Here is a 15,460-nt window from a genome sequence, read left to right as displayed (position 1 = left end):
GCATTCTCAGGTTCTGACTTACTGCAGCTCGGGCAGCAGCAGCTTGGCAATCTCGAAGTAGATGATAAGACCGGTACCATCCACCAGCGTCGCGATAAAGGGAGCCGATACGACCGCCGGGTCGATACGGAAGCGGCGCAACACCATGGGGATCACCGACGCCACGGTGGCGCTCCAGAGCACGATGGCGATGATGGTCAGAGTAACTACCATGCCAATCTGGGGCCCTACCCCCAGACTCCAGGCTCGCACCCAGGCCGCCAGCGCAATAGCGGCCGAAATGAGCAGACCGGTGGAAAGCTCCTTCTTCAGCACGGTGCCGAGGTTGCGCAGACTCACCTCCCCGACCGCCATGGCACGCACTATGGTAGTGGTGATCTGGGTACCGCTGTTACCACCGGTACCGATCAGCAGAGGGATAAAGAATGCCAGGGCGATGGCAGCTTCCAACTGCTCCTCGAAAGCCCGTAGCACTGTGCCGGTATAGGCTTCGGCCACAAACAGAATGAGCAACCAGCCCACCCGCTTGCGCCACAACTGCCAAGGCGTTGCCTGCAGATAGGGGGTATCCAGCGGCGATGAACCACCCTGCATCTCGGCATCCTCGGTGGACTCGAGCTCCAGAATATCGGCGGCATCATCAACGTGGAAAATACCGACCAGCCTCCCCTGATCCTCGACCGGCAACACCGACAAGTCGCGGTCAATCAGCAGGCGCGCAGCCAGCTCCTGATCCGCCCGGGCGTTGATCCGCACTGTTTCACGGTCCATCAGAGTTGCGACGCTGGCCAGCGGGTCGGCGATCAGCAGAGTCTTGAGCGAGATGCTCCCCTGCAGACGCCCATCCGTGTTGACCACATAGATGTGGCGAAACAGCTGGGCATTGTCCCAGGCATCGTGGATCAGCTGCTTGGCCTTGCCCACGGTATCCTGTTCGCTCACGGCCAGATATTCATGACGCATGTTGGCCCCGACCGACTCGGTAGGCCAGTCGAGCAGGGAGTAGTACATGGCCTGAGCCTGGGTCGGAAAACGAGCCAACAGCATGGTGCGATCCTGACGGCCGAGCTTGCGCAGGATAGCCACCATCTCACGACGGGGAATGGCTTCTTGCAAGACACTGACGATGCTGCCATGCATGCGCTGCAACAGACGTCCCGCACTCTCTGCCGAGAGAGAGGCGATAAGTTCAGCCCCCTGCGGCACAGGCAAGGTATCAAAGATGCAGTTGAGCTCTTCCGGACGCAGGGTCAGCAGTTGATCGGCGCGCTGAACCGGATCCAGATTGTGTTCCAGCCAACCCTGAAGGCTGGCGAGATCGAGCAGTTGATGACGGTTGAGAATGGTGTGTGTTTTCTTCATCACAAATAATCCCATGTGATTTCAGGCGAGCCTGAGCGCGAACGGAGATCCGTTCGCCATCTGAAAGAAAACAGCAATTTGATTGACGAGTAATAGGCAGGAAATGACGCCGTTCGGCGTGTCATCATCCCCACGTACCAGCTTTAGCACTGCATAACGTATCCGGCATGCCGGAAGCCACTTGGGTTTACACCTTAATCCGATGAAAACTGTCCTGATCTTGGGCGTCTCTGGACGTCGTGAGATCAGTGGCCTGTGTTTATACAGGAGCCTCGCCTAACGAGATGCTGCAATTAAACTTGCACAACGCTCTGTTGTGCGGGCGGCATAATTGTCCAATCACACAACAAGGTCAACCCCGGTTTAGCCAGAAACCGCCATAGGTAACAGCTTGTTACAATTACTGGCTCAATCATGGCTCAACGATGGGATAGCCCAATATGCAAAAAGGCCCTGATAGGGCCCTTTGTAGATTCAGCGGATGTAATCAAACAGGGTCAACCTGCTTATCTTGCTGAAGGAGAGTTGTGACGCACTCAGCGCTGCATCCTCTTTCGCCAGCGTGGATATTACCTCGTAGAGATCGGCCTCAGAAACCTTGGCTCTCGCCTCGGTGTTCAGGTTACTCAACCCTTCGTTGGAGCTCATCACCTGTTCAAGGCTGTTCATCCGGCCGCCCAGTTCACCTAGTCCATGATCAATGTTCTGCCGAGCATTCTTCATATGAACGGTTACATCGGCCACCTTGCTCTGAAACGTATCGGCAGATACGCTCGGATCACGCAGCGTATTGATAAAGTCAGACATGCCATTGAGGATGTTGTCATTCTTTGGCGGATTGAGCGAAAACTGCTGTGCCGTCCCACCTGCTGGCAAATCGAGCGTCAACTCGAGACCGTTAAACGGAATCTTGGTACCGGGCGTGTAATTTCCCGTCTGCAACGTAGCACCACCGGAATCCTTGATCTGATAGGTATCGGGAGGCCCTATTGTGGTGGAAACGGTGTAGTCATTGCTGGCCAGCGCCGAGTTGTAGTTTGCCTGAAAAAAGTTATCAAAATTGCCTTGGTCCGCGATGCCCACCTTGATATTGGCAGTCCCTGCACTGGCTGTGCGCCTGGTCGCCACGATCTCGAAGAGATCCTGCCCTGAGTCATTGGCGGCAATTTTGACGGTCGGCGAGACCTGGATCTCGCGCTGCCCGGTATCTCCCTGATAGATGAACTTGCCGTTGGTATCTCTCACGTAGGGCTGGGTCTTGCTCTGGTTGCCCCCGAAGATATATTCCCCCTGAGAGTTCTTGCTGTTCATCAGATCAAACATCTGCTGTTGCAAGCCCTCCAGTTCGCTGGCAATCGACTTGCGATCTTCCATGCTGATGGAGCCGTTATTTGACTTCTGGATCAGAGTTTGAGCACTCAGCATGGCGTTATTCAGAGAGGTCAACACCGTCTCTTCATGGCCAAGGCTGTTCTCCAGCAGGCTGCCATTAACTCCATATTGTTTGAAGAGGTCAATCTCCTTGGTCAGCGCCATTTTTTGGCTCATGCCAGCCGGGTCTTCGCCCGCCGTCTGGAACTTATTGCCGGTCTGCAGCTGCTGATAAGCGGTATTAAGCCGCTCATTGGCACTGTTGAGGGAATAGATATTCCGGTCGTAAATCATGTTGGTCGTAATGCGCATGACGTTACCTCACGGAAGCAAGCAGTGTATCGAAAATGGTTTTGGCGGTACTGACGATCTGGGCTGATGCCGCATAGGATTGCTGGAACCGGATCAGATTGGCCGCCTCCTCTTCAAGGTTGACCCCGGAGACGCTCTCGTAAATACCGCTACTCTGGATCAGCTTGGACTCATTGGCCTTGAGCAAGGTCTTCGCCTGGCTGGTATTGTTACCCACCGACATAACCAGACCTGAATAGGCTTCATTGAAAGTCATCTTGTCATTGGCTGTACCGCCACTACTGCCTTTGCGCACCAAATCCTTGTTTTGCAGCTCCGCCAGTGCGAGACCGTTGCTGTTATCGGCAAAGCCATTACTATTGTAACTGAGTGTGAAACTGTCACCCGCGTTGACAGTACCGGTAATGCTGAACTCGTAGCCAGGAGTCTGTTTGGGATTGGCATAGACTGCCGCCCCAGCAGGGAAAGGGTTGACGATTGCCGACATCAGGTTCTGCCCCTTGCTGCTCGCAGGGGCCGTGCCGATCAAGGTGGTACCATCGGCTTGAAATACCTGATAGTTACCACTGGCATCAATTTTGACTACCTGAGGCGCCGTCGCACTCAGGCTATTGGTACCAAAACCGGAACCGGCTCCGGTATTGAACACCCCACCCAGCTTGATATCTGCACTACCACCGTTATTTGTGGTCTTTTGCGCTTTGAGCGGAGAAGCCAAAGCCAAATCTTCCGGTCTGGTTATATTTTGCGTTATGCCAGCGGCGGCACTCTTGGCTGGTTGCAACAGCAGCTTGTCGCCGGCAACTGGCGCGCCGGTCAAATCCACCGAAATACCGTGGCCCGGGATCTGGAAAGTGGCTGGTGGCATACTCCCCGTTGCAACCGAAGTTGCATTGCCATCCTTGTCCAGTGAAAAGACCTCATAACCTGTGGCGCTGCTAAAGCGGATCTCGTAGTCAAACGGGGTCACTTCTGTTCCCTTGCCGGGAACAAAACTGACCGTAGCACCTGCAGTACCGCCGTTGGAGTTGTAAGGCAACCCCTTGCTGGTGGGCAGGGTGAAAATATCGCTACCCAGCTCGTTATCCAGATCCATCCCCAGCCGGTTTTGCTGGTTCATGGCATCGGCCATGGCAATAGAAAGTTGTCCCAACTCGCGCTTGGTCGGCTCCAGATCAGTACGAGCCTTGAACAGCCCACCTACAGTCCCCCCGAAGGTATCGTGATCGATAAGCGCCTGATTATCACCCAGGGTCAGTTGCAGCTCCTGGTTGCGCGAGTCAGGATCCCCTGCCACCACCTTGAACTGAGCCACGCCACCATCGAGGATTAATGAATGACCAGTGCTCATATTGACCAGCATACTGCCGTTGGCCTGGGGGATGGTGCGAATATCCATCTTTTCGGAAAGCTGACGAATTGCCTCATCACGCTGGTCAGACAGCATCAGGTTCTCTTCCGGTGAGCCCTGGGTCCGTATAATAGCCTGGTTCAGGTCATTGATGCTGGTAAGCAGGCTATTGACCTGCTTGGTCTCGTCCTCAATGCGGGTGCTGATGGTGTCACTCTGCTTGTCGAGCTGGGCCGAAAGGGTGTGAAACCGGTTAACCATGCCGCTCAGTTCGGTCATGGCGACTTTGCGGCCACCAGTGTCGGCTGGTGACTCATTGGCAGAGTGGAAAGCATTGAAATACGAGGTCATAGCAGCCCCTACGCTGTTGCTGGTATCCCCAAGCAACCTGTCCACGGAGGAAAGCTGATCATAGTGAGTCAAGGATGCATAGTAAGCAGAGGTATCACGACGCACCTCCCCCTGCATATAGCTGTTGAGGATCCGCTCGGTCTTGATGTCGCCAGTACCCAGCCCAACAGAATTGGTATACACCAGCGTACGCTCACGCACATAGCCCTGGCTATTGACGTTCACTATGTTGTTACTGGTGCTCTGCAGCAGGCGCTGCTGTGCCAGCACACCTGATGAACCAATTCCAAGCAGATCGCTTGCCATATGTTACAGCTCCATCTCGTTGTATTGCGCAATGGCATCGCTGCGCAATACCTGTTTCAGTTTGTTGGCGTAGTGAGGATCCGTGGCATAACCGGCCTTTTGCAGCGCTTCAAAATAGTGATCCGGGCTGTCTACCTTGGCCAACGCCCCCTTGTAACGGGAGCCAGAGGTGAGAAAATCCACGTAATCGTTGAAGCTCTCTTCAAAAGAGTCGTAGGAGCGGAAGGCCGCTTTTTGGCGCGATGCAACCCCTTCCTCATACTCGAGCGTACTCACCACTGCCTTGGGCCCCTCCCAACGGGGATCAGCCTTAATGCCAAACAGGTTGTGAGTTACGTTCCCCTCGCCATCCTTGATCACCCGCTTGCCCCAGCCACTTTCCAGCGCGGCCTGAGCCACCAGTACCGCCGGACTGAGCCCCAGCTTGTCAGCCGCTTTCTTGGCCAGTGGCATCAAGCGCTGCACAAACTCTTCCGGGCTATCAAACTCTTTGCCATCGGCACTGCTACCAGCCTGGGCGGCAATGCCCATCGGCGGCACGGTACGGTGAGGGCGTACCGGCATGGTGAGCGCAGGTTTATCCTCTGCCATCCCCTTTTCAGCAAAATCCTTGCCAACTTTAGAGGCTTCAATCAAATCATTGGCAGCCCCGGTGGGCGGTTCGTAGGGTTTGTAGGCACGCTCCGTGCGCTGCGGCATCTTGAGCACCCGTCCATCCTTGTGGGTAAAGGTGGCTGGCGAAAGCTGCCTGGCCACCATATCAGCAAGACCTAACCCACCTTTATTGGTCATATCGGAAACACGCTGCTCATCCAGCATCCCTTCATAAAACTGGGTATAGCTGCTGTTGAACGGGCTATCCTGGGTCAACACCTGATTGGCCTGCCGCATCCCCTGAAAAATCATCTGGGTGAAAATTGACTCGAACTGGCGCGATGCACTCCGGAGCGCTTCCGCCTGCCCCTCTTTGCTGTTGCTCATCTGGCGGAGACGATCCAGGTTTTTGACGTCCTGTACGACCCCGAGATTGATACCGCTGTTAGTGTCAAAGTCCGCCATTTTGCTTACCTCTTTGCCGCCCGTGGCAACCCCTTGCCGCTTGTTACAATATGATCAGCTGTCCTTCGATAGCGCCTGCCTGCTGCAGCGCCTCGAGGATGGCCATCAGGTCACCGGGAGCAACCCCGACCTGGTTGACGGCCCGAACCAACTCATCCAGCGTGGCGCCGGTATCAAACTTGAACATCCGCCCCTGCTCCTGCTTGACGTTGATGGTCGAACTGTTGGTGGTAGTGGTCTGCCCGCCAGAGAGCGGATTGGGCTGGGAGACCTGCTGGTTTTCAGCAATGGTGACGGTCAATCCACCATGGCTGATAGCCGCCGGTTTCAACCTGACTTCACTGCCAATGACGATAGTGCCGGTTCGCGAGTTGACGATGATCTTGGCCGCTTCATTGGCCGGATCCACTTCCAGATTCTCGATGGTCGCGAGATAGGAGACCCGCTGACCCGGATCTCGCGGCGCATAGACCTTGACCGATGTGGCATCGAGTGCCTGCGCGGTATTGGGGCCGACCAGATCGTTCACCACATCAGCCAGTCGGCGTGCAGTAGTAAAATCCGGGCGATTCAGGTTGAAGGTGATGGTATCGCCCTGACTGAACGCATTGGGGACTTCCCGCTCGACGGTTGCCCCGTTGGCAATGCGTCCGACGGTCGGGGTATTGATCACCACCTTGGAGCCATCCGCCCCTTCGGCGCCCAGACCACCAACTACCAGACTGCCCTGGGCAACCGCATAGACCCGACCATCCAGCCCCTTGAGGAAGCTCTGCAGCAAAGTACCGCCACGCAGGCTTTTCGCCTCACCAATTGCCGACACTGTAACGTCAATGGTCTGGCCCGGCTTGGAGAAGGGCGGCAAGTCGGCATGAATAGCCACCGGTGCCACATCCTTGATCTTGGGCTTGATGTTGTCCGGCACCTTGATGCCAAAGTTGTTGAGCATGGTACGGAAAGTCTGCTCGGTGAAGGCGTTGTTCTTCTCGCCAGTACCGGGCAGACCGACCACCAGCCCGTAACCAATCAACTGGTTGGTGCGAACCCCTTCAACCGAGCTGATGTCCTTGATCCGGGCGGCATGAGCCATACCCAGCGGCAACAGACAGCAGAGGAGTGCGGCAAGACGGAGTGACTTCATAACATCTCCTAGAGCGGCCACCAGGGACCATTGAAAAAGCTGGTCAGCCATCCCTGTTCCTGGGTATTGGCCAAATCACCGGTACCACCGTAGTAGATACGGGCATTGGCAACTTTCTGTGATGAAACGCTGTTATCAGACGTCACATCTTCTGGCCGGATAAGACCGGTAATACGGATATATTCGTTGCCATTGTTAAGCATGATCCACTTCTCGCCACGCACCAGCAGATTGCCGTTGGGCAATACCTTGGCCACGCTGACCGAGATATTCCCCTGCAGGCTATTGCTCTGATCCGCCTTGGCTTGTCCCTTGAACGCGCCGGTTTGGCCGATGCTGGCCGAGAGGTCATAGGGCCCCGCCGTCACCGGCACGCCGCCCAAATTGACCCCATCCAGATTGAACTTGTTGTCTTTGCCACTCTGGGTGTTGGCTTTTTTGGATGCCGAGGTCGATTCGGCCAGCTGGATGGTGATGATGTCACCCACCTTGTGCGCCTTGATATCCGAATAGATGCCGTTGACCTGCTCCGGCTGAAAGATCGCCCCTGTCGGTCTCACCGAGACCGGCTCCGACTCCCCGTAAACGGGGGAAAACTCGGGATCATCGGGTTTGGGAGTATTGGGGGTCGAAGTACAACCACCCAGCACCAGCAAGCCCAGCATCCATACGGCTTTCATCATGCACCTCCTAATACTTAGGTACGCTGGATAAGGAATGACATCATACCGTCCACCGCCGAGATAACCTTGGAGTTCATCTCGTAGACCCGCTGAGCCTGGATCAGGTTCACAAGCTCCTCGGTCACATTGACGTTGGAGGTCTCCAACATCCCCTGTTTCACCACGCCCATACCGTCGGCACCCGCAGTCCCCTGAATGGCCGCGCCACTGGACTGGGTTTCCACAAACATGTTCTCCCCCATCGGCTGCAGACCGCTAGCGTTGACGAAATCGGAGAGCGTGATCTGACCGACAACCTGAGAAGCACCATCCCCTTTAAGTTGGACAGAAACCTGACCATCTTCGCCGACAGTCACGCTCTGGGCATTTTCCGGGATCTGAATCTCCGGTTGCAGGGTGTAACCGTTGCCAGGGGTCACGATAGTCCCTTCACTATTGAGGGTGAATTGACCATTGCGAGTGTAAGCAGAGCTGCCATCCGGCAACTGAACTTCAAAGTAACCGCGACCACTGATCATCAGATCCAGAGAGTTATCTGTGGTTTGCACGTTACCCTGGCTGTGATCTTTCTGAGTCGCCACCACTTTGGCACCGGCCCCCAGCATCAAGCCTGAGGGGCGTTCGGTATCAGCCGAGGAGCGGCCACCGGGCTGGTTGATGTTCTGATAAAGCAGATCTTCAAAGATGGCCCGCGACTTTTTAAAGCCCACGGTGCTGGCGTTCGCCAGGTTGTTCGAGGTAACCGAAATATTGGTCTGCTGAGCATCCAACCCGGTCTTGCTGATCCAGAGTGCAGGATTCATAGGTAACTCCTTGATTAGCTGATACGCAGCAGCTGGGTTTGGGCCTCGTCATTCTCTTCGGCCGTTTTCATTAATTTGATCTGGGTTTCGAACTGGCGCTGCAGTTGAATAAGGTTGGTCATCTCATCCACCACATTGACGTTGCTTCCTTCAAGAGATCCGGCAATCAGACCGACAGCGGCAGAAGCTGGCTCATTCTGACCATCCTTGCGGCGAAACAGGCCATCACTCCCCTTCTCTACCGCATTGGCAGCCGGGTTAACCAGTTTGATCCGCTGAAAATCCTCTGACAGGTTAGCCGCAGCACCTTCGGGACGACCACTGATGGTGCCATCACGGTTGATCTCAAGCTTCTCCATCGGCATCGGCAACACGATGGGTTGGCCACCATCATCCACCACGTTCAGACCGGTTGAGGTCTGCAGATTGCCAGTCGCATTCACCTGCAAATTCCCCATGCGGGTATAGGCCTCACCCCCTTTGGGGTCCTGCACTGCAATCCAGCCCGGGCCATCAACAGCCACGTCAAGATCCCGACCCGTTGTCATCAACATGCCATGCTGCAAGTTCTGACCGGGACGCTCCGTCATGGCAAATACCCGGCTAGGCAAGCCTTCCCCAAAGGCCTGCATGCTGCGGGCCTGCTCGAAGTCGGACTTGAAGCCGGTGGTATTGGCATTGGCGAGGTTATTGCTGCGAATAGCCAGGCTATTCATGTTCTCTTTGGCCCCGGACATGGCGATGTAAAGCAGGTGATCCATGGGATTCTCCGTCAAACAGATGACTCTGATGAGGAAGTAGCAATTTGAGTGCCAACAGGAGAAATTTGAGGGATATTGTGGGGAGCCTAGAGTCAGAAATACAGAGGGGGACATCAGTCCCCCTCTTAAATGGTCAGTAGACCAATTAACGGATCTGCAGGATGGTCTGTTGCAGCGAGCTGTTGACTTCCAGAGAGCGGGAGTTGGCTTGGAAGTTACGCTGGGCTGTGATCAAATCCACCAGCTCTGAGGTCAAATCCACGTTGGATTGTTCCAGTGCCGAAGACTTGATGGTACCGAATGTGCCCGAGTTGGGGGTACCCGGCAAGGCATCGCCAGAGAGCAGCGACTGCCGCCAGGAAGTATCGCCCACCTGAGTCAACCCTTGCGAGTTGGCAAACTTGGCCATCGCGACCATGGCAACCTTGATAGTGGTGGCGTTGCTATAGGTGGCAGAGACAATCCCATCTGGAGTGATCTCAACCTTGGTCAAACGACCGACGGTCGAACCATCCTGTGACAACTTGTTGACTTCAAACGGTGACGCATACTGGGTCACTGTACCAAACGAAATATCAACCTGCTGGGTAGGATCTGCACCGTTAGTGATAATACCGGCGCCAGCAGGGGGCGCAACACCCAACTGCTCTGTCTTGATGGTTGCCGGAACTGTCGGTGTGATCATTTTACCATCAGCACCAAACGTAATCTGTGCGCCCTGCGGGGCCTGGTTCAAGCCCGCAGCCATAGTCGGGGCAGCACCACCAACGATATCGATCGGTTTATCTCCTTGATACAGATACATCCGCCAAGAAGTAGGGGTGGTCGGCTTGCCCGGGTTTGCAGGATCAGCCTCTTTAACAAAATACTGGGTTATTGTATGAGGCTCCCCCAACGAGTCATAAATCACTACAGAAGTCGATGATGAATAGGTCTTTGAATCCTTCGGGTCAAATGTTGATGCTGGGCCAGCACCGAAGCCGGATGGTAAAGGATCTGCTGTAGATGGCAGGTTGAAACTGGCCTCAATTTTGCTGGTTTTCACCGGCTCACCTGCACGATCCGGAATCTGGATCGGCTTGGTTGCATTGATACTGACTGCCTTCGGGGTACCATCCGCATTTATCTCATAACCTTGCAGATATGAACCTTGGTTGTTGACCATATAGCTATTTTCATTGAGCTTGAAAGCACCTGCGCGGGTATAGGTGCGATCCAGATTGGTCAGACCATCGGAAGTAACAAAGAAACCGTTTCCTTGGATCGCCAGATCTAGCCCATTATTGGTAAATTGCAGCGCCCCTTGGTGGAACTGCTGAGCAACGGCACCGGTAGCAACACCATTACCGACCTGAGTCTTGCCATTGACAAAAATGGAGTTGGCGTAAACGTCCGCAAACTCGGCTCGAGACTCTTTAAAGCCCATGGTATTGACGTTGGCAATGTTGTTAGCGGTGACGTTCAAGTCTTTTTGTGCCGCGTTGACACCGCTTAAAGCATTGTTAAATGACATATCCAGCTCCTTAGATCGATGATGTCGACGTGGTCTTGGATGACGTTGTCTTGGAGGACGTGGTCGTCTGATTTGAATTAATTCCTGACACCTGCAGGATGTTGTTTAAATACTCTCCACCCAGTCCCTTCAAATTGAGACGGGTCGGGCTTGTAGCGGTTCCCAAGGCAACACTCTCCACCTTGCCATAAGCAAAAGTGGTAATACTTTCCGACTTGCCATCAAGGTTGCCACTGGCTTTAAGTACATATTTTCCTGATGCAACCCGCTTACCATTTTTATCTGTTCCATCCCATGCAATCTCGACGTTACCCATCTGATCACCTTCAAGGGGAAACTCTTTGATAACCTGCCCCTTCTCGTCTTCGACGGTAATTTTGACACTGGCATACTTGTTCGTCGTACCAACCGCAACGACACCAGTTAAAGAACCTTCCTTATCCAAAAATCCGGTACTGCTTTGCAGCAACACATTCTGTCCAACTAGGGAAGAGGCTTGCAGAGCTTGGCTGGAGATCATCTGTTCATTAAGCTTGCCCATCTGAGTGGATAAGCTGCTAATCCCCTCCGAGGTGGACATGGACGCCATCTGAGAAAGCATCTGGGCATTATCAACAGGCTTGAAAGGATCCTGATACGAGAGCTGCATCGTCAGCAATTTCAGAAATGAAGCCTGATCCAGCTCCTTCTTTGGCGCTGTTGTCGTACCATTTGCCTGAGTGGACGCATAGTTAACGCCACTCACACCATTTGTATTGGCCATGTTGCCTTCCCCTTATCAGGACTTGCCAAGATTCAGCGTCTGCTGAAGCATTTTCTTGGCCGAGTCTGCAACCTGAACGTTCGTTTGATAGCTGCGCGAGGCGTTGATCATGTCTGCCATCTCTTCAACCATGTTGACGTTCGGCTTGAAAATGAAGCCATCCTTGTCCGCCATGGGATGATTGGGATTGTACTCCTTGAGCAATGGCGCCTTGCTCTCGACAATCCCTTTCACCTCAACCCCAACCGAGCCCTGATTATCCGACATAGCCTGATCGAGCTGAGCGGCAAAAATTGGCCGCCGGGCATGGTAAGTTTTTTCCACACTGGAGCTGACGCTATCTGCGTTGGCCATGTTGCTGGCAACAGTGTTGAGCCGCACGGTCTGCGCGCTCATGGCCGAGCCGGCTATGTCAAAAACCTTGAACAAACTCATCACTGTTCTCCTTTCAGCGCCTTGAGCAGGCCGCTGATCTTGCTATTCATGAATTCAAGGGAGGTCTGATACTCAAGGCTGTTACGCAGAAACTCTGTGCGCTCCTGCTGCACATCCACCGTATTGCCGTCACCGGTATCAGGCTGCAACGGGTTGCGATATTGAACCGAACCGGGCGCATCCATATTCAAGGCAAAGTGTTTTTCGCTGGTGGTCGCCAGACCAAACCCCTGTTGTTGGTGCTGTGCATCCTGCAATGCCTGTGCAAAGTCGATATCCTTGGCCTTGTAGCCAGGGGTATCGGCATTGGCAATGTTGCTGGAGAGCACTTCTGCACGCTTGGCACGAACCCCCAGCGTGTATTGATGAACACCAAATGCCTTGTCGAATGAAAGAGCCATAGCTCACCTCCTGCTTGATACTGTTTCCAAGCAAGAGCTATGCCACAAAAGACTGGTAATGAGAGGTACGCAAGGAAGAGGTTGCAATACTCGGAAACACGGAACGCGCCAATAAACAGGCTGACGATAGAGAATCCACGCACTGAGGGTTTCTCAGCCTAAATAAAGAAGGAGGCATTGTGCCTCCCTCTGACGTGATATTGCCGCTATTCTGTCAATCCAGCTGGAGTGCGGATTGAAGGCCTATTTCACCTTGTAAACAATCCCCGGATTGCAACGGATCATCTCGAATCGATCAGTCAAACCGGCCAGTGACTCTGATGCCCCCAGCATCAGATATCCTCCCGGATTGAGGCTTGCAGCAAACTGGTTGAGGATCTTTGACTTAACTTCCGGAGCAAAATAAATCAGCACGTTACGACAGAAAATAATGTCAAATTTACCCAGCAAGCTATAGCTTTCCAGTAAATTCAAGGGACGGAACGTGGTCAATTTTCTGACTCGTTCCACCACCCGCATTTTATTGTCACCGTAGGGTTCAAAGAACATCTTCTTGCGCTCAGGTGACAAGCCCCGTGCCAAAGCAAGGCTGTCGTAGACACCCTCTTTGCACTGGTTGAGCATGGTGGTCGAAATATCCGTCCCCACGATCTGTACACCGCCAGGCAGGGTGCCAGGTTTTTTCATCTGCTGTTCCAGCGCCGTCATGGCAATGGAGTATGGCTCCTGTCCGGAAGATGACGCCGCAGACCAAATCTTGACGGGGCGGCCACTTTTACCCAATTCTGGGAAAATCTTGTCGGTCAACAACTGGAACGGATAGGTGTCACGAAACCAGAGAGTCTCGTTGGTCGTCATGGCATCTACCACTGCCATTTTCAGGTCACGCTCTCGCACACTCATTGCACGGGTAACCAAGTCAGACAGACTCTCGATGCCAAACTGAGCCATCAAAGGTGAAAGACGGCTCTTCACCAGATACTGTTTGTTATCACCCAGCACGATTCCGCTCTGTACTGCCAGAAAGTTGCTGAACTGTTTGTATAAGTCGTCCGAAAGTGTCTTCATGCAGCTGTTCTTCTTTATTAGAGTGCGTTTTGTACGGCCTTGGCCAATTCATCCGGTTGGAACTTGGCGATAAAATTGTTGGCCCCCACTTTCTGCACCATTGCCTGGTTGAATACTCCACTGAGGGATGTGTGCAGAATAACATGCAAATCTTTGAGGTTGGGATTATTGCGGATCTCGGCAGTGAAGGTGTAACCATCCATCTCCGGCATCTCGATATCCGAAATCACGAGAGCAATCTGCTCTTTGATCGGTCCATTTTTGGTCATTTCGAGCAGCATGTTCAATGCTTCACGGCCATCTTTTGCCAATACACACTCAACTCCGATCGCCTCAAGTGCACGCTGAACCTGTTTACGAGCAACCGATGAGTCATCAGCTACCAGCACAGGGCGTCCGAGAGTGGGGTGTTCAACACTTGCTTCAACCAGCTCTTGGCTAACCTCGGTGGAGACCGGAGAGATCTCGTTGAGAATGCGTTCAACGTCGAGAATTTCAACCAACTCACCGTCCACTTCGGTAACAGCCGTCATGTAGTTGATACGGCCTGCGCCCTTCGGCGGCGGTAGAATTGATTCCCAGTTCATATTGATGATGCGCTCGACCGAGTGGACCAAAAATCCCTGAATGGAGCGGTTGTACTCGGAGATAATAATGAAGCACTTGCTCAGGTCTTCAATGGGACGTTTGCCCATCGCCATGCTCAGGTCAATAACCGAAATAGTCTGACCCCGAATATGCGCTACCCCGCGAATGCAGGAGTTCAGCTTGGGCATCACGGTCAAGGGAGGACACTGCAACACTTCACGCACTTTGAATACGTTGATGCCAAATCTTTGACGTCCATTGAGACGAAACAACAACAATTCCAGCCGGTTTTGCCCCACTAGCTGGGTACGTTGGTTGACCGAGTCCAGGATACTGGCCATAAACACTCCCTAAAAACGCTTGGCATTAATCATGCATGCGTGATGGATTGCGTCAGACTATCGATGTGACAACGAACAGATTCTGAAGCAATCATAGTTAAATATGGTGATATGCGTGAACAACTTATCGACCAACGAGCAAAAATGATTAACCGACTTTTACTCATCAGCCTCTTTTTTGGCAGCATCTCTTCCAGCCACGCCTCGGACGTCACCACCTATTTGCAAGAAAAAGCACAAGAGTTCGTGTTTAACCAGCTCGAGGTGCCATTAGATGCCAGGGCTGAAGTAACGGCGGCAACCCTTGATGACCGACTTCCATTGACCCGCTGCGACGATCTATTGACAATCAGTTTACCTGGGAAAATGGAAATTCGCCGTAATACAACAGTTTACCTGAAATGTGAGGAAGACAAACCCTGGGATGTCTATCTTCCGATACGAGTGAGCATCCAGAAGCCCTATGTAACGGTCAACGCTCCGATTGCCAAAGGCGACCTATTGAGTGAAAGCCAGCTGCAACTGGGTTATCAGGATCAGACGCTGATCCGCGGCGACTACCTGACCGATATGAGCATGCTGGTCGGCGTACGCAGCAAACGAGAAATCAAACCGGGGCAACCAATCCGTTTGAGTCAGGTGTGTGTTGTATGCAAAGGTGATCAGGTCACTCTGACAGCCGAAAATAGCAGCTTCCAGATCAAAACCATGGCCCGAGCCTTGCAAGATGGCAGCTTCGGAGAGATCATCAAGCTTGTTAATATTCGCTCAGGAAAAACTGTCGAAGGAAAAGTCAGTGCAGTCGGTGCCGTAACGGTCGCTTTTTAAATGTCGGGTTTATCACCAACTTT

At 53.4% G+C, this 15,460-nt stretch carries 15 protein-coding genes and 1 riboswitch; of the genes, 1 reads left to right on the top strand and 14 read right to left on the bottom strand.

Annotation, left to right across the window (positions count from 1 at the left end; all coding sequences use genetic code 11):
* Positions 1-18: 18 nt before the first annotated feature.
* The 14 genes from mgtE to I6L40_RS10015 form a co-directional block, all read right to left on the bottom strand.
* Entirely contained in the window at positions 19-1,362 is a 1,344-nt protein-coding gene (gene mgtE, locus I6L40_RS10080) for a magnesium transporter (RefSeq protein WP_071911657.1), read from the bottom strand.
* 121 nt (positions 1,363-1,483) lie between these two features.
* A riboswitch (M-box (ykoK) riboswitch) is annotated at positions 1,484-1,653 on the bottom strand.
* 183 nt (positions 1,654-1,836) lie between these two features.
* A complete protein-coding gene (gene flgL / locus I6L40_RS10075) occupies positions 1,837-3,045 on the bottom strand; it encodes a flagellar hook-associated protein FlgL (protein ID WP_071911659.1) in 1,209 nt (402 codons plus the stop codon).
* Between the two features lie 4 nt (positions 3,046-3,049).
* A complete protein-coding gene (locus tag I6L40_RS10070) occupies positions 3,050-5,053 on the bottom strand; it encodes a flagellar basal body rod C-terminal domain-containing protein (RefSeq protein WP_071911661.1) in 2,004 nt (667 codons plus the stop codon).
* A gap of 3 nt (positions 5,054-5,056) precedes the next feature.
* The gene (flgJ, locus tag I6L40_RS10065; RefSeq protein WP_071911663.1) at positions 5,057-6,112 is read right to left on the bottom strand and encodes a flagellar assembly peptidoglycan hydrolase FlgJ; all 1,056 of its coding nucleotides are present in this window, start codon (positions 6,110-6,112) and stop codon (positions 5,057-5,059) included.
* 43 nt (positions 6,113-6,155) lie between these two features.
* Positions 6,156-7,253, bottom strand: a complete 1,098-nt coding sequence (locus I6L40_RS10060) for a flagellar basal body P-ring protein FlgI (protein ID WP_071911665.1) — start codon at positions 7,251-7,253, stop codon at positions 6,156-6,158.
* 8 nt (positions 7,254-7,261) lie between these two features.
* Complete coding sequence (gene flgH / locus I6L40_RS10055) at positions 7,262-7,933, bottom strand: flagellar basal body L-ring protein FlgH (protein ID WP_071911667.1); 672 nt, start codon at positions 7,931-7,933, stop codon at positions 7,262-7,264.
* 17 nt (positions 7,934-7,950) lie between these two features.
* Positions 7,951-8,739, bottom strand: coding sequence for a flagellar basal-body rod protein FlgG (gene flgG / locus I6L40_RS10050; protein WP_043850558.1), 789 nt, complete (start codon positions 8,737-8,739; stop codon positions 7,951-7,953).
* A 14-nt stretch (positions 8,740-8,753) separates the two neighbouring features.
* A complete protein-coding gene (gene flgF, locus I6L40_RS10045; RefSeq protein ID WP_071911669.1) occupies positions 8,754-9,500 on the bottom strand; it encodes a flagellar basal-body rod protein FlgF in 747 nt (248 codons plus the stop codon).
* 145 nt (positions 9,501-9,645) lie between these two features.
* Complete coding sequence (gene flgE / locus I6L40_RS10040) at positions 9,646-11,013, bottom strand: flagellar hook protein FlgE (protein ID WP_071911670.1); 1,368 nt, start codon at positions 11,011-11,013, stop codon at positions 9,646-9,648.
* Positions 11,014-11,023: 10 nt separating this feature from the next.
* On the bottom strand, positions 11,024-11,776 hold the full coding sequence (locus I6L40_RS10035; RefSeq protein ID WP_043850556.1) for a flagellar hook assembly protein FlgD: 753 nt from the start codon (positions 11,774-11,776) through the stop codon (positions 11,024-11,026).
* A 15-nt stretch (positions 11,777-11,791) separates the two neighbouring features.
* Positions 11,792-12,211, bottom strand: coding sequence for a flagellar basal body rod protein FlgC (gene flgC / locus I6L40_RS10030; RefSeq protein ID WP_033114356.1), 420 nt, complete (start codon positions 12,209-12,211; stop codon positions 11,792-11,794).
* A complete protein-coding gene (gene flgB, locus I6L40_RS10025; protein WP_071911672.1) occupies positions 12,211-12,612 on the bottom strand; it encodes a flagellar basal body rod protein FlgB in 402 nt (133 codons plus the stop codon). Before flgB ends, flgC begins: the two co-directional genes overlap by 1 nt.
* Positions 12,613-12,855: 243 nt before the next feature.
* A complete protein-coding gene (locus I6L40_RS10020) occupies positions 12,856-13,680 on the bottom strand; it encodes a protein-glutamate O-methyltransferase CheR (protein WP_033114354.1) in 825 nt (274 codons plus the stop codon).
* 17 nt (positions 13,681-13,697) lie between these two features.
* Entirely contained in the window at positions 13,698-14,609 is a 912-nt protein-coding gene (locus I6L40_RS10015) for a chemotaxis protein CheV (protein ID WP_033114353.1), read from the bottom strand.
* A 144-nt stretch (positions 14,610-14,753) separates the two neighbouring features.
* On the opposite strand from I6L40_RS10015, the gene flgA reads away from it, so the two are divergent.
* Positions 14,754-15,437: a flagellar basal body P-ring formation chaperone FlgA gene (flgA, locus tag I6L40_RS10010; RefSeq protein ID WP_083593419.1), complete on the top strand. Its 684-nt coding sequence runs from the start codon at positions 14,754-14,756 to the stop codon at positions 15,435-15,437.
* Positions 15,438-15,460 lie beyond the last annotated feature (23 nt).

This window comes from Aeromonas sp. FDAARGOS 1410, assembly GCF_019048745.1.
Lineage (GTDB): Bacteria > Pseudomonadota > Gammaproteobacteria > Enterobacterales > Aeromonadaceae > Aeromonas > Aeromonas jandaei.
The sequence above is the reverse complement of the archived record's forward strand: the minus strand, read 5'-3'. Positions and strand labels throughout refer to the sequence as shown.